Raw genomic sequence first — 20036 nt, forward strand, 5'->3', positions numbered from 1 at the left:
CGGCCGGACGACCGGCGCGGTGCCTCGGCGCCACCCTGATGCGGTGGGCCATCGACGAAGCCCACGAAAGCGGTTGCCAACTCACGCAACTCACCTCCGAACCTGGGTTTCGGTGGCGCGGGCGGACTGGACACCCGCGACGGCCGCCGTGAGCAGCATGAGGGCCGCCGCCGTCCACAGGCCCCCGGTCGGAGAGGCCGCTGTCTGCACAGCGGTCACCACCGCGACGCCGATCGCGGATCCGGCTTGCTGGCTGGTCGTCACCGTGCCCGACGCGGTGGCTTGCTGCCGCGGGTCCGCGGCGGTGCTGGCCAGCAGCGTGGCGGCCGGATACACCGCGGCAATCCCCGCGCCAACCAGCACGCACGCCACCGGCAGCGACCACCCGCCGTACGGGCTCAGCGCGGTGACGTACAGCAGATGACCGGCCACGAGCAGCACGATCCCGGCCCGGAGAACGCGCACGGTGGAGGTGCGGCTCACCGCGCGGGCGGCCAGGGGCGAGAGCAGGCCGACGGCCAGTCCTTGCGGCAGGAACGCCACGCCGACGGCGAGCGCCGTGTAACCGCGGTGTTCCTGCAACCCGTTGCCGATGAGGAGCATCGCGCCCGAGATCGCCGCGAAGGAGCCGCCGAGCGCGACGCAGGCGACCGTCAGACCACGCCTCCGCAACAGGGCGAGCGGCACCAGCGGGTTCCCGCTGGCGGACTGGGCGAGCAGCGCCGCACCGACGACGGCGGTACCCGCAGCGGTGACCAGGACACCGGTCAGCGGGTGTACGCCGATGCTGCCCACGCCGTACACGAAGACGACGAGTCCGAGCGTGAGGGCCGTCGCCGCGGCCCACGGCATCGGCCCGGCCTGACGGGGAGTGTCACCGAGGCACCGCCGCGCGAGCAGGACGATGATGAGGGCGAGCGGAGCGTAGAGGGCGAAGCCGGCGCGCCAGCCGAGGAACTGGGTGAGCAGACCTCCCGCGACCACTCCGAGGGAGAACCCGACCGCGCCCATGGTGCTCAACACACCGAGCGCCCGGTTACGGGCCGGCCCCTCGGAAAAGCTGTGGACGATCAGCGCGACCGCGGCGGGTGCGGTCAGCGCCGCCCCGCAACCCTGGCCCAGCCGGGCGGTCGTCAGCTCGGTGAGGTTCTGCGCCGCCGCGGCGGCGAGCGACGCCACACCGAACACCGTGACACCGGTCAGGAAGAGGCGGCGGGAACCCCAGCGGTCGGCGCACCGGCCGCCGAACAGCAGCAGGCCGGCGTACCCGGCGAGAAATGCCCCGACCACGACCTGGAGGCCAACCGCGGTCAGGCCGAGATCGCGCTGGACGAGGGCGGCCTGCACGTTGATGGAGGCCAGGCTCATCCCCTCGAACAGCAGGGCGGTGCACAGCACCAGGAGCCGGGCCCAGCCGGCCACGCCGAATTCGGTGTCGCTCCTGGCGCTCGTGATCACCATTGCGCGTTCTCCTTCTGCGGCACCGGCTCGAGCAGGGTCCGGCCCGCCCGATAGGCGTCCCACAGGTCCTCGCTCTCGACCGAGACCGTCGCGAGCCGCCGCAGGGCCGCGGTGGCGTTGACCGCCACGCTGTGCGGCAGGTGCGCGAACAGTGGGATGTCGGAGGCGGAGTCGCCGTACGCCACGCACCGCCCCGGCGGGCAGCCGTGTCGAGCCAGCGCGTCGTCCACGATGGTCACCTTGTCGGTCGGGGTGAGGATCGCGGACGGCTCCGGCAACGTCCGCAGCGGCAGGGCCGGGAAGCGGGACGCGTGCACCTCGTCGATGCCCTCACCGAGCAGCAGATCGGCGAAGAAGTTCGGCGACATCGTGATGACCATGGCCCGCTCGCCTCGGCGGCGGATGTCGGCCGTCACCCGCCCGATGCCCGCGATCCAGGGTGACCCCTCGAAGAGGGCGACGAGGCTCCCCGGGTCGAGTCCCCGGTAGAGCTCGTACGCGGCCACCGCGAACTCGTACGTCGTCAGCCCGCCGGCGGTGAACGTCTGTTCGAGTTCGAGCAGCTCCGGCACCCGGCCCAGCGCCTTGGCGATCTCCAGGGAGGCGGTTGTGTCCCGCAGGAGCGTGCCGTCCATGTCGAAGACGTGCAGCACCGTCATGGGCTGTCCTCCGGGACGATCCGGTGGACCGACCAGCCGGACGGCGCGGGTCGCCCGGCCCAGACCGCGAGCAGGGCCTCGCTGGCGGGGAACAGGGGGGTGGACGGAGTGGACAGCGACCGCCACTCCCACCGATCGAAGACGTGGCTCTCGCGTACCTGCGGGTTCCCGCCGGTGTAGCGGGCCGCGACTCCCGCCGTCACGCCGCCGTGGACGTGGTCGACGAGCACCGCGAAGACCCGCGGCCCGGCCGCCACGAGCCCCGCCTCCTCCTCGGTCTCACGCACCGCAGCCTGGGCGAAGTCCTCACCGATCTCGAGATGACCACCGGGCAGGCACCAACTGGGCTGCTCGCCCCGCTTGATGCGATGCCCGAGCAGCACCGCGCCGTCCGGGCGCAGCAGTACGGTGCCGACGCCGACGTGTGGACGGGAACGGGTCATCGCGCGGTGAGGTCGGCCAGGGCGGACGAGGCCGCGTAGTGTCCACTGATCATGGCAGCCACGATGCCACGGAAGAGTCCGCAGGCATCGCCGGCCACCCAGGCCGGCGCGTCGAGCAGGCGCAGGTCGCCGTCGACCCTGGGATACCACCCGACGCCCTCCAGTGTCGGGCCGATCAGTCGAGTGCCCGGCTCGTCGAGTTCAGCGAACTCGGCGCGTAGCCGGTGCAGCCCTCGGGTCATGAACGACCGCAGGACCGGTCCGTAGATGTCGTCGAAGACCCGCGTCACGGCGGCGTCGCCGGCGAGCAGCGCCGCCATGTCCACCTCGAAGTAGGACTCTTCGTCGGACATCGCGGCCAACGCCGGGGCGAGCGCCTCCGAGGCGATCCGCTCATCAAGGATGCGGGTGTTGAAGCCGACGTTCGACCGGCCCGTCGGCGGGCAGTCGGAACGTCCCGAGACCGTCCAGAGTCCCTGGGTCTCGGTCAGCACGGCCTCGCCCTGGCGGCAGGCGCAGAACGTTCGCCACTCGACGTCGCCGCTCGGGTCCCGCAGCCGCAGCTTGGGGTCGAGCTGACGCATGTTGCGGAAGAAGGCACGGTCGGCCGGCTGCTCGATACGGAAGCCGACCTCGAGTCGCCGGAAGGAGCGGTGGCTGCTCAGCTCGGTGAGCCCGAACGGACCGAACCGGCCGGTCGCCATCACCAGACGGCGCGTCCGTACGGTGGACTCCTGGCCCTTGGTGTCGCGCAGGTTGAGCTGAAAGAGGTCGGTGTCGGGGTGGTGCCGGACGTTGAGCACCTCGTGCTCGGTGATGATCTCCGCATCCGTGGCCGCCACCATGTCCAGGGTCAGCCGTAACCGGGCGTCGAGGGAGAGGTAGTCCGAGGGATAGTCCTTGAGTACCCACTCGCCCGTGCCGATGCTGTAGGCGCCCGGGTGGTCCGGGAACGGTGGGGTACGCAGCCCGGCATCGTTGAGCACCTTGCAGGTCCAGTCGTAGCCGGCCCGTAGCGCCTCGGCGCGCGGCAGCGACCACAGCTCGGTGGCCGAGGGAAAGAACGAGAACTTACCGTCCGAGAACAGGCCGGCGCCGCCGTGTCCCCGGGTCATCTCGACCTCGGCGTTCCGGTCCCGCCGGTCGATCGACTTGCCGGCGTCCACCAGGGCGACCCGTTGGCCGCCGCCGGCCGTCCGGACCGCGGCGGCCAGCCCGGCCGGACCGGCACCCACAATGATCAGATCGTAGTTGGACAATGGTCTCTCCGGGTGTGGTAGCGCGGGACAGCACAGCGACCGCTGACGGGCCGGACACGAAGGCCGGATCGGTACGTGTCGGCGCATGGGCGGGTCCGTGGCGGTGGCGGGTCGGGCAGGCGGTACGTCGGCGGGCCGGTCACCTCGGTGGGTAACGCGACGGCTGATCAGCGGCCGGCACGGGTGGCGACATGTCAAGCCTCAGACCTGCGTCGTGGCGACGCGCACTTCGCGGATGTCGCCGCGGTTGCGCCACCGCTCGGCATAGTCGATGCCGTAGCCGGCGACCCAGTGCACGTCGACGTCGAAGCCGACGTAGCGGGGCTCGACTGTGTGGCCGGAGACGTTGGGCTTGCGCAGCAGGACACACGACTCCACCGAGCGTGGACCCCGGGCCCGCAACTGCGTGGTGAGCCAGCCCAGCGTGCCACCGGTGTCGAGGATGTCCTCGACGACCAGGACCTCGCGGCCGGACAACTCGGTCGTCACGTCCTTGAGCACCTGCCGCTGACCGGCCACGTCGCCGTATCCGTACGTCGAGATGGCGGCCCAGTCCATCGTGACTGGCAGATCGATCGCCCGGACCAGGTCAACGGTGAACATGGCAGCGCCCTTGAGGACTCCCACCACGACCAGGTCGCGGTCCCGGTAGTCCCGGGTGATCTGGGCGCCGAGCAGGGCGACCCGTTCGTTCAGCTGGTGCGGCGTCGCGAGCACCCGACCCAGTTCGGCTTCGGCCATCGTCCCCCCATCCGGCGATCTGCCGGCACGGCACCGTGTCATCCGGCAGCGGCACCTTGGGGCCGGCGTCTCAGACCCTGTGCCGACGTCTTCGGCTGGTTAGGGCACAGTTACGCGAATGGCCGCAAGGAATACGGAGAATGATAGCTGATCATCTATCGCGGTCGCCTCGCATCAGCGCCACTCAACTGAGACCATTGACACACCACATTATGACGATCACCGTTCATCCCCGATGAGCAGCGGATTCGCCTCAGTCACGGTCGGATTCCGGCACCCGGAGCGATTCGGTCGACAATAAAAGGCATTGTGTATAACAAAGGATTACATCCAAGCTTGATTACCTCAGCACTCGGGCGACAACGGTCCGGCCGCTTCATGTGCCGCCTCGACGAAAGCGCGGACCACGGCGGTCACATGACCGGCACGCCAGATCAGGCCCCCGTTCCAGAGGCTGAGCACCGTGAAACGGGATGTGGACCACGTCGGTCGGTTGTACTGCCTGGGCTCCGACCGTCGCGCCGGTTGTCGGGCTCCTGGCCGGAATTAACCTGGTCCTGTACTTCACCGGTGCGGGTCACTGCCCCGGGGCCGGACTGAGGCCGGCCCCGGGGAGGTGGCGGTCAGCTACGCAGGCTCCACCGCTGGTTGGTGCCGCCGTTGCAGGACCACAGGATCAGCTTCGTGCCGTTGGCCGTGCCCGCGCCGTTGGCGTCGAGGCACAGGCCGGACTGCTGACCGGTGATCGAGCCGTTGGAGTTGACGTTCCACTGCTGGTTGGCCTGACCGTTGCAGTCCCAGATGATCACCGTGGTGCCGTTGCTCGTACCGGCGCCGTTCGCGTCCAGGCACTTGTTGCCGTACACCTGCAGCTGCTTGCCCGAGGTGTAGGTGAAGCGCTGGCCCGTGGCACTGCCGCAGTCCCAGAGCTGCACCTGGGTGCCGTTGGTGGTGGTCGAGTTCGGCACGTCCACGCAGCGGTTGGACTGCGCGCCGACGATCTGCTGTCCGTTTGCCGGCGGCGCGGTCGTGGGTGGCGTGCTGGTCGGCGGGGTGGAGGTGGGTGGGGTGGTGGGTCCGTCCGGGCTCAGTGAGGTGATGAATTTCCAGACTTCGGCTTGGGTCCAGGATTTGGCGCCGGGTGCGTAGGGGTCGGCGGAGCCGTCGACGGCGTTGGGGGCGTGGGGTCCGTCGAAGGCGCCCCAGACGACGGGGTAGCCGGGTTGGCAGCCGGTGTACCAGGTGACGATGTGGGTGAGGCTGCCCTGGGGTGGTTCGGGGGGGTTCTGTCGGGTGCAGCCGTTGTTCTGGACGAATCGGTCGCGCATGGATCGTCCGCCGGAGATGGGCAGGGTGGTGTCGCGTAGTCCGTGGATGCCGAAGTAGGCGATGGGTTGGGTGCCGCCTTGGCAGCCGCTGAGGACGCCGCCGGAGTAGACGATGACGCCGCGGAAGGTGGTGGCTCGGGCGCAGGCGATGGCGTAGGTCATGGCGCCGCCGTAGCTGAAGCCGGAGGCGAACAGTTGGGTGGTGTCGATGCAGAGGCCGGCCTCGATTTGGCGGGTCATGTCGTCGACGAAGGTGAGGTCTTGGCCGTTCGTGTTGCCCCAGCCGTTGTTGATGCCTTGGGGGGCGACGAAGATGGTGTTGGTTTTGCCGTATTTGTCGACGCGGAGTCCGTAGTAGGACCATTCGATGCCGCTGGTGCTGCCGTTGTCGACCTGTTCGGCGGTGCCGCCGACCCAGTGGAAGGAGAAGACCAGCCGGTAGGGGTGGTTGTTGTCGTAGTTGTCGGGGATGCGCAGGATGTAGCTGCGGTTCTGGCCGCTGCTGGTGATCGTGCGTTTGCCGCTGGTCAGTGTGGGTGCCTTGCCGCACCCGGCCGTGGCGGCCTGCGTCTCGACGCCTGCGGTGGTGGTTGCGGAGGCGAGTCCGCCACTGACGGTGAGGCCAGCGGCCACGGTGAGGGCGACCACGGCGGCTGCCACGGAGGCCAGGGTTGGTCTGTGTTTCACGGCCGTTCAACTCCTTCTGTCATGAACATCCCCCGCTTTCGGCCACCCGCCTGCCGGCTGGCATGAGTGGTCGGGTTCGGCTGTCCGTCCCACGATCGCGGACGCCGCGTTCATGCCGAGGTGGGTGAGCCGAACGTGGCGGAGCGGGCGCCGATGGGCGACTGACCGCGTACGCGGGGCATACTCGGACAGGTCTCCACAGGCTCGACGAATCGATTCGCCAAACCGTACGGTCGGCGCCACCGGACTGTCAAGTGATGGATGTCGATGCTTCTGTCGACACCCTGGACCGGTGAACAGTTCCGGGGCGCCGGCCGGCGCCCCGGAACTGTCACCCGGTCAGGCGCTGTCGGGCCGGAACAGCCGTGGTGCGAAGTCGATGAGATTCTTCTGCCAGGCGTCCCAGCCGTGCGGACCCTGCGTCGCCCCGGCGTATTCATACCGGATTCCGAGGGTGTCGAACGTCGCCATCGTGGACAACACGATCGAGTAGACGAAGTCCGTCACGTTGCCGCTGTACAGCCGCAGCAGCTTGGTGCCGTTGTTGACCGCCGCGACGTCGAAGCCGTTGGAGTCGAACACCCCCGCGGAGAACGTGCCGATGTACGCGAACTCACCGGGATGCGCCTTGAGGATGTCGAAAGCCTGGAACCCACCCATCGACAGGCCGGCGAGCGCCTGCCGGGACGGGTCGTGCGAGATGTGGTACGCCTTCCGGGCCGCCGGGACGATGTTGTCCAGCAACTCCTTCCCGAAGTCCGGCGAGTTGCCGTTGCCCATCACCACCACCATCGGCACCAGCTTCCCGTCGCGGAAGCCGTTGTCGAGGATCTGCTTGGCCCGGCCCATCTCCACCCAGTCGGTGTAGTTCTGGCCGCCACCGTGTTGCAGGTACAGCACGGGGTACGGCTCCGGGCGGGCGGGGTCGTAGCCGGGCGGCGTCCACACGTACGCGGTGCGTTCGGCCGAGACCACGGTGCTGGTGTAGGTCAGGGTGGTGAGCTGGCCGCCCTGACCGGCCGGGACGTCGGTCAGCGGGTGGGCGGCCGGTCCGGGGGCGAGGAACGTGCTCCAGGTCGGTTCCGTCGTGACGTGCGTCGGGTTCGCGGTGTCCTTCTTCGACACCAGGTCGACGATGAACTTGTAGTAGTAGAACCAGGGCTTGAGCGGACCCACGGTCCCCCGCCACCGGTCACCGGCACGGGTGAGCGGAACGTTGACCCAGCTTCCGCCCGGCGCCCAGTTGCCCCACAGGGTCACCCGGCCCGCGCTCGCGTACTCGCTGCCCGTCTCGACGGTGACGAAGGTGTCGCCGTTGGCGTCCTGGGTGAGCCACGGCGTCGGCGTGGTGCCCGGCGCCGGCGTCACGAACTCCCGGGTCAACGGCAGGTGGCCGGCACTCGGACCGTGGTCGTGGACCGGCCGGAACAGCCGCGGCAGGAAGTCCGCCAGGTTCTCCCGCCAGGCGTTCCAGGTGTGGCCGTCATCCGGGTTCACCCCGTCGAAGTCGTGCCGCACCCCGGCCCGGTCGAGGGTGCGCAGGGTCCGGTAGGTCGGGTTGTACGCGGGGTCGGTCATGTTCCCGGTGTAGAGGCGCAGCAGCCGGGTTCCGGCGTTTACCGCCCGGGCGTCGATCCGGAGGTGTTCGTCGGTCAGCGGGCCGGCGAACGAGCCCAGGTAGGCGAACTCCCCGGGATGGGTGAGGGCGGAGCGCAGCACCTGGGTTCCGCCGGCCGACGCGCCCGCCAGTGCCCGGTGCGCGGGATCGTCGGCGATGTTGTACCTACCGCGGACCGCCCGCGCGATGGCGCGTAGCCCCTGCTGGAAGTCGGGGCCGTCGCCCAGCACGACCACCATGGGTTCGATCCGCCGCTGCACGGCGAGGTTGTCGAGGATCTGCCTGGCGTGCCCGAGGTCGAGCCAGTCGGTACGGCTGTCGTCCGCGCCCTGCTGGAGGTAGAGCACCGGGTACGGGTGGTGCCGGTGCGCGTCGTAGCCGGGTGGGGTCCACACGGTGGCGGACCGGGTCTGCTGGGGTCCGGCCGGGTAGCTGATGGTGTCGAGGGTGCCGCCCTGGCCGGCCGGCACGTCCGCGAGCAGGCTCGCCGAGTCGCCCGGGACCAGGAAGGTGCTCCAGGTCGGGTCGGAGGCGACCGTGGTGGCGTTGGTCGGGTCCTTGAGGAGCTTGGTGTCGTCGGCCCGGATCCGGTAGTGGTAGAGCCCCGGCCGCAGCGGGCCGATCACCGAGGTCCAGGCGTCCCCGGAACGTCCGAGTCCCAGGTCCGCGACGGCGAAGGACGGGCCGAAGTCCGCTTCGATGACGACGCCCGACACCGTGCCGAACGCGCTTTCGAGGTCGGCGGCCGGAACTCGGAACGACGCGAATCCGTCGGACACGGTGAGCCACGGGGTCGCCGCTGCCGCCGGCTGGACTCCGGTCATCACGACCACCGCTCCCAGGATGAGGGTGCCGAACACTGCCAGGCAGCGGCGTAAGCCGGTACGGCGGATCCGCCGCCACTGCTGGAATGTACCTGCCATTACCTCAGCTCCTCGCGCTGTGATGGGCGGCGATCGGAGATCAGCTTCGTGTTCGTGGCCCAGCGGAGCGGCATGCCGGCTCTCCGGCCGGGCAGGTCGATTTGGACAGGACGCCATGCTGCGCATGGTTGGCACTACGGCATGTCGTGGGCCGTTCTGAGCACCGCCACCCGGTCAATTGTGTCGATAACATACTCGATACATTCAATCACGTCAATCAATGGTGGACGGTCGGGCAACGTTCGCCGTGCGGACCTCCGGCGGGCAGCACGATCGCCGGTCGAGGCTGCCGTCCCGCTCGGCCGACGGGGACGATCCGTCCTCGGACGCCGTTCCCGGATGGGGGGCTACGCCCTTCCTGCTACAGGCCCGCGGCGGGTTGGCAGTCGACGCCGGCGACGGGCGCACTCCAGTCGCCGCCGTCGACGATGAAGCCGAAGGTCGTGGTCTGCCCGGCCCCGATCGTGCCGTTGTACGAGGCGTTGCTGACGGTGGTGGTCGAGGGGTCGCCGCCGAGCACGCCGTTCCACAACTGGGTGACGGTCCCGTTCGCCGGCCAGGAGACACGCCACCCGGTCAGCCCGGTCGGGCCGGCGGCGGTGACGGTCGCGGTGACGGTGTGGTACGTCGACCAGCCGCCGGTCGCCTGCAGGTCCACCCGGCATCCACCGGCGGCCGGGGGCTGGGTGATGGTCACGGTGCCGTAGCCGACGCCGCCCACGAGGACCTTCCACTGGTAGGTCCGGCCGGGAACCAGACCGGTGACCACGGTGCTGCCGGAGCCGGGCGGAAACGTCACGACGGGCGCCGTCGAATCACCGACGGCGGTGGCGATGGCGGTCGGCGTGCCACACAACGTCACGTGCAGCGGGTCCTGCGGTCCCACCTCCACCGACAGGCGGGCGCTGGTGGGATCGAGCGCCTGACCACTGACGGGGGTACCGGACGGCGGGTGTACCCACCCCATGCAGTAGTCCAGCGGAAGCAGGGTGAACTGCTGCGGCGTCGACCAGGGCCCGGCGACACCGTTGACGGTCAGGCGGGCCTGGAACGCGTACCGGGCGGGCGCGTTCAGGACCGTCGAGTAGGACCCGAGGTCGGCGCGCACCGTCACCGGGCTGGCCGGCGGCGGGGCGCCAGCCGGGGCGGCCGTCGCCGACAGCGCGATGTCCACAGTGGCGTCGCAACCGGCGGGCCATCCGGTCGTGCTCCACCCGAAGGTCACCCGGTACCGGGTGCTCGTCATGGCGTCGGTGAAGTCGATGGCGCGTACCCGCGGATCGAAGGAGGCCGTGGCCGCACAGTCGGTGGGCGACGGGGCGGGGGTCGAGGCGGCCGGATCGGACCCGGCGGCGGTGGCCGTCGTCGCCGGGGCGACCGCGACGACCACCGCCATCGCCACCACCACAGCCATCGTCGCCCCGGCCAGCGGGATGGCCCTCAACCGGTGCTGGGACATGGCGTTCCTCCGACCTTCGAACCGCAAACCGCGTACAGCGCCATGTTCACATAGCATTGCGTCGATTCGATAGCCGGGAACGCGATCGATCCCCCGTCGGCGAGGAGACATGACGACCAACACCGGCCGTTCCTTCGGCAGCCCGAGCCGGACAGCCGAGTTGCTCCGCCCGCCCGAGGACAGCCTGCCCATCGCGCCCGCACCATGGGATCCGGCGCACCTGGACCAGGCAACCATTCGTGACCTGCGCGAACGCGCCGGAACCGAGTTCGGTACGCCCTGGCCCGCCGCGCCGGCCCGGCTGTACGCGCGATATTTCCGGGACGGCGACCGGGACGCCTACGAACAGATCGTGTTCACCCGGCAGCAGCGCCTCAGCCGCGCCGCCGTGCTCGCCGCGGTGACCCTCGACCCGGCCTGGCTGGACGAGGTCGCCGACGGGGTCGTCCTGCTCTGCGAACAGAGCAGTTGGTGCTGGCCCGCGCACGACGACACGTTCCACCGGCACGGTGCCGTGCTGCCAACCGTCACCGATCCCTACCTCGACCTGGGCGCCGGTGAGGTGGCCAGCCACCTGGCCTGGCTCGATCACCTGCTCGGCGGCCAACTCGACGAGCACGTGCCGGGGCTGCGGGCGCGGATCCGGTACGAGGTGGACCGTCGGGTGCTCACCCCGTTCGCCGAACGCCGCGACTGGCACTGGCTCGGGCTCGACGGCGACGTGCACAACTGGAACCCGTGGATCCACGGCAACGTCCTGGCCGCGGCGCTCCGGCTGGTGGACGACCGGGCGCGCCGGGGCGCCCTGGTCGACCTCGTGATCGAGGGACTGGACCGGTACGCCTCGTCGTTGCCGGCCGACGGCGCGATCGACGAAGGGTACGCGTACTGGTGGAACGGGGCCTGCCGGCTGATCGAGGCGCTCGACCTGCTCGATTTCGCGACCGGCGGTTCGCTCGGCGAGGTGCGTCCGGATGCGCTCCGCGCGACCGTGGCCTTTCCGCACCGGATGCAGCTCGGCGGTGAGTGGTATCTCAACCACGCCGACGGGCCGGCCCGCCCGCCCCGGGACCAGCCGTGGCACGCGCTGTACCGGGCCGCCCGGCGGATGGGCGACCGGGACGCCGAGGCGCACGCGGTCGCCCACCGCCGGCCCGGCCGCCCGGTCGCCCACGAGAGCCAGGGTCTCGGTCGGCTGCTGAGCGCCCTGGCCGACACCGACTGGCGGACCGCGGTGCCGGCGTCCCCGCCGCTGCCCCGCGACGTCTGGCTCCCCTCCACCCAGGTGCTCCTGGCCCGGCCCGCCCCGGGCAGCCCGGCCGGGCTCACGCTGGCGGTCAAGGGTGGTCACAACGGCGAGCACCACAACCACAACGACGTCGGCAGCGTGGTGGTCGCCGTCAACGGCGTGCCCGTGCTGGTGGACGCCGGGCGTCCGACCTACACCGCGCAGACGTTCGGCCCCGACCGGTACGCCATCTGGACGATGCAGAGCTCGTGGCACAACGTGCCGGAGATCCGCGCCACCCCGCAGCGACACGGCCGGCGGCACGCGGCCCGCGACGTGTCGGTCAGCGTGCACGATGCCGGCACCGGGCTGACCCTCGACCTCGCGCCGGCCTACCCGCGCACCGATGTCCGGCACTGGCGCCGTACCGCCCGGCTGGACCGCGCCACCGGCGAGATCACGGTCACCGACGACTGGGCCCTCGACCCCACGGAAGCGGCTGCGCCCACCCGGCTGCTCCTGCTGGTGGCCGGGCAGGTACGGGTCGCGCCGGGCGGCGCCGAGATCGTCGCTGTGGACGGCGCTGGCGTTGTCACCGTCACCTGGCACCCGGCCGTGCCCTGCGGCACCACGGTGCGGGAACTCGACGACCCGATGCTGCGCGACGTCTGGGGAGACCGGCTGACCCGGCTCGATCTCGACGTCTCGGCGCTGGGCCCGATCGGCAGCCTCAGCCTGACCGTGCAGGAGCAGCGGTGACCTCATCCACCAGCCTCGCAGGCAACCGAACGGAGTCGTACGCATTGAAAGGCGTGATTTGACGACGCTGGATGCCACGGTCAGACTTCGGTGAACGCAGCTGCTTCCCGGAGGTCAGCGGGCGGGGCGCGAACCGCTGGCGCCCAGAGCCTTCGGCACCCTCCGGACGACTCCGAGGAGATAGGTCACGACCATGCCGTTCACTCGCCCCCCCAGTCCCGCACCGCCACGCTCCCGTGCCCGCCGCCCGGTTCTGGCCACCGTCCTCAGCGCCCTGGTCCTGGCGCCGCTCATCGTCCTCGCCGGTAGCTCGTCCGCCGTCGCGGACACCAGTCAGTTCCGGGGGGTGAACTGGGCCGCGCGCGGCGACAACTTCAACAAGAATCCCCTCGTCCTCGACGGGCTGAGTCAGTCAGACAGCTACGCGACCGTCCGGGCGAAGGCGGACGCGATCTACACCGGTTTCGCGAACCAGCTCGGCGCCAACGCCGTCCGGTTGCCGGTCAACACCTACACCGTCGGTTCGTCGTGGTGGAACGCCTACCGGGGCACGATCGACGCCGCCACCGACCGGGGGTTCAAGGTCATCCTGGCCTACTGGGAGGACGGGGCCGCGTCCGGTGGCCGGATCACCAACACGAGCGCGTTCAACTCGATGTGGAACACCGTGACCGCCCAGTACGGCTCCAACAGCCTCGTCTACTTCGAGCCGATGAACGAACCGCACGGCTACAGCACCTCCGAGTGGACGAACTTCGCCGCCTCGTGGGTCAACGCCCACTCGTCGGTCCCGAGAGGCCGGATTCTCATCGGCGGCACCGGTTTCAGCCAGGACGTCAGACCGGTCTGCGCCGACAGCCGCCTCGACGGCACGCTGTTGTCCTACCACTTCTACACCTTCTTCTACGGTGAGAAGGACTACGCCGGCTGGTCCCAGACCTTCCGTGAGCGGCTGGGCAACTGCGCTTCGCGCGCGGTCACCACGGAGTTCGGCGCCCCGATGGACTCCGGCCTCAACTACAACGACCCGAACGGCACCAACAACTTCGTCCGGTACCTGCGCGCGGCCACCGACGCCATGCACGACCTGCACATGGGTTCGGTCTACTGGCCCGCTCTCGGCGGCAAGATCGGCACGGGCGGCTACGACTGGTACTCCATGTTCGCGCTCCAGGGCAGCGGCACCAACCTCACGGTGAGCATCCGCAACACCACCGGCGCCGACCGCATCAGGTACGGCTGGGGCCCGGTCAGTCCCACAACGGCCCCGCCCACGACCGCCCCGCCGACGACGGCACCACCCACGACCACGCCGCCGACGACGGCACCACCCACCACCGCACCACCCACCACCGCGCCGCCGACGACGGCTCCGCCCACCACCGCACCACCGACCGGAGCCTGCAGCGCCAGTTACCGCGCCACGAACGCATGGCCCGACGGCTTCCAGGGCGAGGTGACGGTCACCGCCGGCAGCTCCGCGATCAACGGTTGGACCGTCCGGTGGACCCTGGGCAGCGGCCAGAGCGTCACCCAGGTGTGGAGCGGCACGCTGAGCGTCAGCGGTGCGACGGTGACCGTCCGCAACGCCACCTACAACGGCGCACTGCAACCGTCCGGCTCCACCACGTTCGGCTTCATCGCCACCGGCAGCCCGTCCACCCCGACGCTGAGCTGCACCAGTCCCTAGCCGGGGCCGGTGGGCCGACCAGTCCCACCATGCCGGCCCGGCGAGCCGCCGGGCCGGCACCGGCCCACCACCGCCCGCACCGGTGGTGCGGGGTGTCGGCCGGTCCGATCACGTCGGGGCAGGTCAGGTGCGGCTCACCGGGTTGTTCCCCCGGCCGCGCAGGCGGATCGCGGTCCAGGACACCCGGGGCAGTGTCGCCCGCAACGTGGCGGCGTCGACCGACACCCGTTCGGCGGGGCGGAGCGTGACCCGGTCGGGATGATCGGCGGTGTTGGTGGCGCGCAGGTCGGAATCGGTCAGGGTCCACGCCTCGGCGAGGCGCGGGCCGGCGTCGAACATCCGCAGGTCCACGGTGAGGTCCACCTCCTCCGTCTGGTGCCGGTTCACGACGAAGACGACCAGGTCGCCGTTCTCCGCGTCGTGGGTGGCGACGGCGTCGACCACCGGCACCTCGCCGTAGCGGAGCGTCGGGTAGGTCGGGGAGTTCACCCGGGTCGCCAGGACGTCGCCGCGGGCCAGTGCGGCGGTCCGGGCGAACGGATGGAAGATGGTCTGCCGCCAGGCCGGCCCGCCGGGTTCGGTCCGGATCGGCGCGATCACGTTGACGAGTTGCGCCTGGCAGGCCGCGGTGACCCGGTCACTGTGCCGCAGCAGGGAGATCAGCAGGCTGCCGACGACGACCGCGTCGGCGACGTGGTACTCATCCTCGATCAGCCGGGGAGCGACGGCCCAGGTGGTGGCCGGCTCCTGGTTCTGGAAGCGGGACATGTACCACACGTTCCACTCGTCGAACGACAGGTTGAGCTTCTTCCTGCTGCGCAGCCGGGCGCCCACGCTGTCGGCCGTGGCCACGATGCTGTCGATGAAGTGGTCCATGTCGACCGCGCTGGCCAGGAACGAGCCCAGGTCGCCGTCGTGCTCCTCGTAGTAGGCGTGGCAGGAGACGTAGTCGACCGCCTCGTAGGCGTGTTCCAGGACGGTGGTCTCCCAGGTACCGAAGGTCGGCATCGTGGAGCCGGAACTGCCGCAGGCGACCAGTTCCAGACCCGGTTCGGCGGACCGCAGCGCGCGGGCGGTGGCGGCGGCGAGCAGGCCGTACTCGTGCGCGGTCTTGTGCCCGGTCTGCCACGGCCCGTCCAGCTCGTTGCCGAGGCACCACAGCTTGATGCCGTACGGCTCGGCTGCCCCGTTGGCGCGACGGCGTTCAGACAGCTCGGTCCCGCCCGGGTGGTTGACGTACTCGTGCACGTCGAGCGCCTCCTGTACGCCGCGGGTGCCGAGGTTCACCGCGTACATGATCTCGACGTCGGCCTTGGCCGCCCAGCGGGCGAACTCGTCGATGCCGACCTCGTTGGTCTCCACGCTGTGCCAGGCCAGGTCGCGACGGCGCGGGCGGCGGGCGGGCGGCCCGACGCCGTCCTCCCAGCGATAACCGGAGACGAAGTTTCCGCCGGGGTAGCGGACGACGGTCACGCCCAGCTCCCGGGCCAGGGCCAGCACATCCGTGCGGAACCCGTCCTCGTCCGCCAGCGGATGGTCGGGCTCGTAGATGCCGGTGTAGACACACCGTCCCAGGTGCTCCACGAACGAACCGAAAGTACGGCGGCTGACCGGGGCCACGACCGAGGTCGGGTCGAGGATGACAGAGGCGGCGAGCATGGTTTCCCTTCAGAGCGGTCCGGTGCCATGGGCTTGTCGCGGTCCGGTCACCTGAGCGCACCGGTGGCCGGCACCCGGTCTGAGCAGGCCAGAACGGCCCCGCTCTGCCTGGCCGGGCGTACCGGTGGCGGTCAGCGGGTGAGGGTGGTGACCAGGGTGACCACCTGAGGCGCCACCGTCGGCAGCAGGGTGAGGTGGTCGGCGCCGGGGACCGGGGTGTAGGCCACGTCGACTCCGGCGGCCGCCAGTTGACCGGTGGTGATCTCGCTGAGCGCCGCCGGCAGCACGTCGTCGGTGCCATGGAAGATCCGCACCGGGCCGGTGTACCCGGTCAGCGGCACCTCCTCCTCGGCGAACATCGCGGTGAACCGGTCACTGGCGGCGCCCGGGTCGAGGTAGACGTCGCCGCGGGTCACCCCGGCGGTGGCCGCGGCCATCTCGTCGATGCAGACCCGGCCGGCCAGATCGATCAGCTCCCGCCCGCGTGGGGTGTACCAGTCGGCCGGGTGGAAGTCGGGGTGCGTCACCGGGGTGGTCCGGCCCATGAACGGCTCCACCGGGTTGATCGGGGTCTGCGCGTCATGGGAGCCCGGCGCGGACAGCTGCAACTGCCACTGGGTGAACGGGGCCAGGCCCACCGTGCCGGCCAGGCGCAGCTCCGGGGCGTACCGGGCAGCGGTCGCGCCGGCCCACAGCGCCGCGTGCCCACCCAGCGAATAGCCGACCGACACCCAGGTCCGGGAGGCATTCGTGAGCCGGCGGGTCGCCCGGACGATGTCGATCAGCGCGTACGCCTCCGCCGGTCCGTCCACGACGGAGCTCTCACCCGGGGTGCCGATGCCGTCGTAGTCGGTCACCGCGACCGCATACCCCGCGCCGATCAGCGCCTCCTGCAGCGTGCGCTCCCACGGGCTCGGACCGGTGCGGGACGGCGCGCAGGCGTCCGCCACGCCGCCGAAGCCGTGCCCGAAGCTGACCACCGGCCAGCCGCCCACCGGTGGGCGCCCGACCGGCATGCTCACCGTGCCGCTGACCACGGTCGGTCGCCCGTTCCACCCGGTGGACCGGTACCACACCAACCAGGATGGACCGGCCCCGGCCAGCCGCAGCGCCGCGGGCAGCGGCGCTGTCCCGGTCAGCGTGCCGGGCGAGGCTGCCGGAGCGGCAGCCGCGGCCGGGCCGGTAGCCGCACTCGCGGGCGCGGCGGACAGTACGGCGGCCAGCGCGCAGGCCGCCGCCAGAGCGATCCGGATCCCCTTCATATCGACGGACACTAGTACAGCGATCGCGGAACCCGGCTGGGGTCCCGGTGGATGATTTCCGGGTGCCTGACCGGCTCCCCGTCGATGACCGCCCCACGGCGGGCCCCGGTCGCTGGAGCAGCTACTTCCGCTGGCCGGCTGGCAGGCGAGGCACTCAGCGGCGTTCCACGGTCAGCGTGGCCAGCCCAGCCGAGGCGTCGACGTCGACGCGGTCCTTGGCCTTCGCCCAACCCGGCGGCTCGATCACCGTGCCGGCGGCCACGCCCGTGCGGGTCCTTCCGTCCACCTCCACCGTTCCGGCGCCGGCGCCGGCCGTGACCCGTGCCGGGGCCGCGCCGGTGACCCGGACCAGCAGGCTTCTGACACCCTGGCTCAGGCCGACGCGGAGCGTGCCGCTCGGCTTCGGCAGCGTCAGTTCGATCTGGTCCGCCCCCGCGGCGAACTCGACCGCGGCGACCCGGCCGCCGGTCAGGTCGACGGTCTCGGTCGCCACCTCACCGGCGATCCGGAGGTGCCAGCGCACCCCGGAGTTGATCGCCAGGTCGACCGTCGCTGGACCAGACCGGCCGGTGTTGGCCAGGCTGGTCGTCACCGTGTCGTGGTCGACAGCGACGGTGGGCCGAATCCTGGAGTCGTCCGGGGTGGAGATCCGGTACAGATCGTCGCCCAGGTTCCCGGCATGCACCCGGATCGTCTCGGCGCCGTCGACGAGGACCAACGTCGCGTCCTTACGACCGTTCACGGCACCGACCACGGTGTGCTCCCCGTCGTCGACGGCTGCCGCGCTCCCGGTGGAGGTGCCCCGCCCGGTCCGGCCGTCCGGTTCGCTGAAGCAGGCCGCGAGCGATACCACCGTCAGCACGGCGAGCCCGCCAGCGACCGCTCGGTGTCCGGCCCTTCTGCGCATCGTCATCAATGTCCGTTCCGTCATGATCCGCCTGTTGTCCGGTCCGCCATCCATCGACGTACCCCGAATAACGTTAGCCGGTTGCCTGGTCCGGACCACGCCGGGAGGTACGGGCGCGGAGACGTTGACCGCCAGCGCGCCCTGCGCGTCGCGGACGAAGGCGGTGACGTGGGTGTCATCCACCCTGGCGTTAGACTCGCCGGCCATGGGACTGCTCATCTTCAGCCTCAACCTCACCCTGGATGGTTGCGTCGACCACCAGGAGGGGATCGCCGACGACGAGACGCACGCCTTCTTCACCCGTCTCATGGACGAGGGCGGGGCGATGCTGTGGGGTCGCGTCACCTACGAGATGATGGAGAGCCATTGGCCGGCCGTCGCCCGCGGCGACGAACAGGCGCCGCCGGCGATGCGCGAGTGGGCGGTCAAGCTGGAGGCCAAACCCAAGTATGTGGTGTCGTCGACGCGCACCGACTTCCCCTGGGCCAACAGCCACCACCTCACCGGCGATCTGCGCGAGGGCGTGCGGAAGCTCAAGGACGCGACCCCGGCCGGGGTCCTCCTCGGAAGCGGCCAGCTCGCGACCGAGCTCGACCGGCTGGACCTGATCGACGAGTACAAAATGCTCGTCCACCCCAGGATCGCCGGCCACGGCCCGACGCTGTACCAGGGCGGACTGCCCGGCACGCGCCAGCTCGAGCTGCTCTCGGCCAAGCCGCTCCGCAACGGCGTGGTGGCCATGCACTACCGCCGCGCGCGCTGAATCAGAGGAGTCCATCGCGGGCGACGAGAAGGGGTCTGAGGCCGCGCACAGCCTTGCCGCGCCGTCCCGGTCGCGAGCATGCACATCCCGCCAGGGCGGAACAAGCTCAGACCACAGGAGTTACGGAACCTATGGACGGAACCGCAGGAAGCCCATGGACGGTAACCGGTCTGGATCCGCTGGCCGGGCGGGTGTTGGAGCACCTGGTGACCGTACGGTCCGCCGATGGCGCCGAAGTGGCGGCGGCGGTCGGAGTGTCCCCGGTGGAGGCGGAACGGGCATTGCGGCACCTTGCCGAGTCCGCGCTGGTGCTGCCGATCGGCGGGACCGCACCGCGCTGGACGGCCGGCCCGCCACGGTCATCGCTCAGCGCCCTGTTGGCCCGACGGCGGGCTGAACTGGCCAGCGTCGAGGGCCTCGTGGAACGGCTGCACGAGGTGTACGAGGCGGTTTCCGGGCCGCGCGCCGCGTACCTGGTGGAGGTGCTGGAGCGCGAGGACGAGGTGCCGGCGCGCTACGGTCAGCTGCTGAAGGGGGCTTCGGTCGAGGTACTGCATCTGGCCAAGCCACCGTATGTGACGGCCACGAAGCCGTCCGTCGGGGAACCGGCAGTGGCGCCCGGGGTGCGCATGAGGTCGGTGTACGAGACGGAGGGCTTCACCGACGCGGTGTCCCTCCAGACGGCGCTGCGCGGGACGGGTCAGGGCGGGGAACTGCGGCTGGCGTCCCGACTGCCGGTGAAACTGGTGGTGTTCGACCGCGCGGCGGCGCTGCTGCCGGTGCGCGGGGATCGCCCGGCGGCGGGCTCACTGGTGGTGCATTCGCCCGCGCTGGTGGCGGCGCTGGTGGCGCTGTTCGACAGCGTGTGGGAACGCGCCGAACCGGTGTCGCTGGCGAGCCGACACGACGGGCTGGCTCCGAAGGGAAGTCCGACGACCGTGGAGCCGGACCAGCGGACGCGGGAGATCCTGCACATGATGGCGTCGGGGATGAAGGACGAGGCGATCGCCCGCGTGCTCAACCTGAGCCGCCGCACCGTGCAGAAACATGTGAGCGACGCGGGTGCCCTGCTCGGCGCCCGGACCCGGTTCCAGATCGCGCTGCTGGCGGCCGAGCGGGGGTGGCTGAAGGGGATCCCAGGAGTTTGATGTTGACGGCGGCGCGCCGGGACCGCTGGTGGCCGGTCCCGG

At 70.8% G+C, this 20036-nt stretch carries 15 protein-coding genes; 4 read left to right on the forward strand and 11 right to left on the reverse strand.

Annotation, left to right across the window (positions count from 1 at the left end):
• Positions 1-90 precede the first annotated feature (90 nt).
• From ACXN5W_RS10190 to ACXN5W_RS10225, 8 genes are all read right to left on the reverse strand, one after another.
• Positions 91-1461 carry an MFS transporter gene (locus ACXN5W_RS10190; RefSeq protein ID WP_473157948.1) on the reverse strand — a complete coding sequence of 457 codons (1371 nt, stop codon included), beginning with the start codon at positions 1459-1461 and terminating at the stop codon, positions 91-93.
• Positions 1455-2120, reverse strand: coding sequence for an HAD family hydrolase (locus ACXN5W_RS10195; protein WP_473157949.1), 666 nt, complete (start codon positions 2118-2120; stop codon positions 1455-1457). The genes ACXN5W_RS10190 and ACXN5W_RS10195 overlap by 7 nt, the downstream gene beginning before the upstream one ends.
• Entirely contained in the window at positions 2117-2563 is a 447-nt protein-coding gene (locus ACXN5W_RS10200; RefSeq protein WP_473157950.1) for a nucleotide triphosphate diphosphatase NUDT15, read from the reverse strand. The genes ACXN5W_RS10195 and ACXN5W_RS10200 overlap by 4 nt, the downstream gene beginning before the upstream one ends.
• Positions 2560-3822, reverse strand: a complete 1263-nt coding sequence (locus tag ACXN5W_RS10205; protein WP_473157951.1) for an FAD-binding protein — start codon at positions 3820-3822, stop codon at positions 2560-2562. Before ACXN5W_RS10205 ends, ACXN5W_RS10200 begins: the two co-directional genes overlap by 4 nt.
• 201 nt (positions 3823-4023) lie before the next feature.
• On the reverse strand, positions 4024-4563 hold the full coding sequence (hpt, locus tag ACXN5W_RS10210; RefSeq protein ID WP_473157952.1) for a hypoxanthine phosphoribosyltransferase: 540 nt from the start codon (positions 4561-4563) through the stop codon (positions 4024-4026).
• A 623-nt stretch (positions 4564-5186) separates the two neighbouring features.
• Entirely contained in the window at positions 5187-6578 is a 1392-nt protein-coding gene (locus ACXN5W_RS10215; RefSeq protein ID WP_473157953.1) for a ricin-type beta-trefoil lectin domain protein, read from the reverse strand.
• Between the two features lie 339 nt (positions 6579-6917).
• Positions 6918-9119 carry an alpha/beta hydrolase gene (locus ACXN5W_RS10220; protein ID WP_473157954.1) on the reverse strand — a complete coding sequence of 734 codons (2202 nt, stop codon included), beginning with the start codon at positions 9117-9119 and terminating at the stop codon, positions 6918-6920.
• Positions 9120-9480: 361 nt separating this feature from the next.
• Complete coding sequence (locus ACXN5W_RS10225) at positions 9481-10578, reverse strand: cellulose binding domain-containing protein (RefSeq protein ID WP_473157955.1); 1098 nt, start codon at positions 10576-10578, stop codon at positions 9481-9483.
• A gap of 109 nt (positions 10579-10687) precedes the next feature.
• Here ACXN5W_RS10225 and ACXN5W_RS10230 point away from each other — a divergent pair, with 109 nt between their 5' ends.
• Positions 10688-12565, forward strand: a complete 1878-nt coding sequence (locus ACXN5W_RS10230) for a heparinase II/III domain-containing protein (RefSeq protein ID WP_473157956.1) — start codon at positions 10688-10690, stop codon at positions 12563-12565.
• A 193-nt stretch (positions 12566-12758) separates the two neighbouring features.
• Positions 12759-14255 carry a cellulose binding domain-containing protein gene (locus tag ACXN5W_RS10235; RefSeq protein WP_473157957.1) on the forward strand — a complete coding sequence of 499 codons (1497 nt, stop codon included), beginning with the start codon at positions 12759-12761 and terminating at the stop codon, positions 14253-14255.
• Between the two features lie 123 nt (positions 14256-14378).
• On the opposite strand, the gene arfA is transcribed toward ACXN5W_RS10235, so the two are convergent.
• The 3 genes from arfA to ACXN5W_RS10250 form a co-directional block, all read right to left on the reverse strand.
• A complete protein-coding gene (arfA, locus tag ACXN5W_RS10240; protein ID WP_473157958.1) occupies positions 14379-15914 on the reverse strand; it encodes an arabinosylfuranosidase ArfA in 1536 nt (511 codons plus the stop codon).
• A 131-nt stretch (positions 15915-16045) separates the two neighbouring features.
• The gene (locus ACXN5W_RS10245) at positions 16046-17176 is read right to left on the reverse strand and encodes a lipase family protein (protein WP_473157959.1); all 1131 of its coding nucleotides are present in this window, start codon (positions 17174-17176) and stop codon (positions 16046-16048) included.
• A 154-nt stretch (positions 17177-17330) separates the two neighbouring features.
• Positions 17331-18302, reverse strand: a complete 972-nt coding sequence (locus tag ACXN5W_RS10250; RefSeq protein ID WP_473157960.1) for a hypothetical protein — start codon at positions 18300-18302, stop codon at positions 17331-17333.
• Here ACXN5W_RS10250 and ACXN5W_RS10255 point away from each other — a divergent pair.
• Together ACXN5W_RS10255 and ACXN5W_RS10260 are read left to right on the forward strand one after the other, a co-directional pair.
• Positions 18289-18846, forward strand: coding sequence for a dihydrofolate reductase family protein (locus ACXN5W_RS10255; protein WP_473157961.1), 558 nt, complete (start codon positions 18289-18291; stop codon positions 18844-18846). The two genes, ACXN5W_RS10250 and ACXN5W_RS10255, sit on opposite strands and share 14 nt — an antisense overlap.
• A gap of 206 nt (positions 18847-19052) precedes the next feature.
• On the forward strand, positions 19053-19994 hold the full coding sequence (locus ACXN5W_RS10260; protein WP_473157962.1) for a helix-turn-helix transcriptional regulator: 942 nt from the start codon (positions 19053-19055) through the stop codon (positions 19992-19994).
• The last annotated feature ends 42 nt before the right edge of the window (positions 19995-20036 follow it).

The organism is Plantactinospora sp. A48 (assembly GCF_055793945.1).

Excerpts from the sequence above, each read along its gene's own strand:
- ACXN5W_RS10190 (WP_473157948.1), bottom strand. The coding sequence starts at position 1,461 with ATGGTGATCACGAGCGCCAGGAGCGACACCGAATTCGGCGTGGCCGGC.
- ACXN5W_RS10195 (WP_473157949.1), bottom strand. The coding sequence starts at position 2,120 with ATGACGGTGCTGCACGTCTTCGACATGGACGGCACGCTCCTGCGGGAC.
- ACXN5W_RS10200 (WP_473157950.1), bottom strand. The coding sequence starts at position 2,563 with ATGACCCGTTCCCGTCCACACGTCGGCGTCGGCACCGTACTGCTGCGC.
- hpt (WP_473157952.1), bottom strand. The coding sequence starts at position 4,563 with ATGGCCGAAGCCGAACTGGGTCGGGTGCTCGCGACGCCGCACCAGCTG.
- ACXN5W_RS10220 (WP_473157954.1), bottom strand. The coding sequence starts at position 9,119 with ATGGCAGGTACATTCCAGCAGTGGCGGCGGATCCGCCGTACCGGCTTA.
- ACXN5W_RS10225 (WP_473157955.1), bottom strand. The coding sequence starts at position 10,578 with ATGTCCCAGCACCGGTTGAGGGCCATCCCGCTGGCCGGGGCGACGATG.
- ACXN5W_RS10230 (WP_473157956.1), top strand. The coding sequence starts at position 10,688 with ATGACGACCAACACCGGCCGTTCCTTCGGCAGCCCGAGCCGGACAGCC.
- ACXN5W_RS10235 (WP_473157957.1), top strand. The coding sequence starts at position 12,759 with ATGCCGTTCACTCGCCCCCCCAGTCCCGCACCGCCACGCTCCCGTGCC.
- arfA (WP_473157958.1), bottom strand. The coding sequence starts at position 15,914 with ATGCTCGCCGCCTCTGTCATCCTCGACCCGACCTCGGTCGTGGCCCCG.
- ACXN5W_RS10245 (WP_473157959.1), bottom strand. The coding sequence starts at position 17,176 with ATGAAGGGGATCCGGATCGCTCTGGCGGCGGCCTGCGCGCTGGCCGCC.
- ACXN5W_RS10255 (WP_473157961.1), top strand. The coding sequence starts at position 18,289 with ATGGGACTGCTCATCTTCAGCCTCAACCTCACCCTGGATGGTTGCGTC.
- ACXN5W_RS10250 (WP_473157960.1), bottom strand. The coding sequence starts at position 18,302 with ATGAGCAGTCCCATGGCCGGCGAGTCTAACGCCAGGGTGGATGACACC.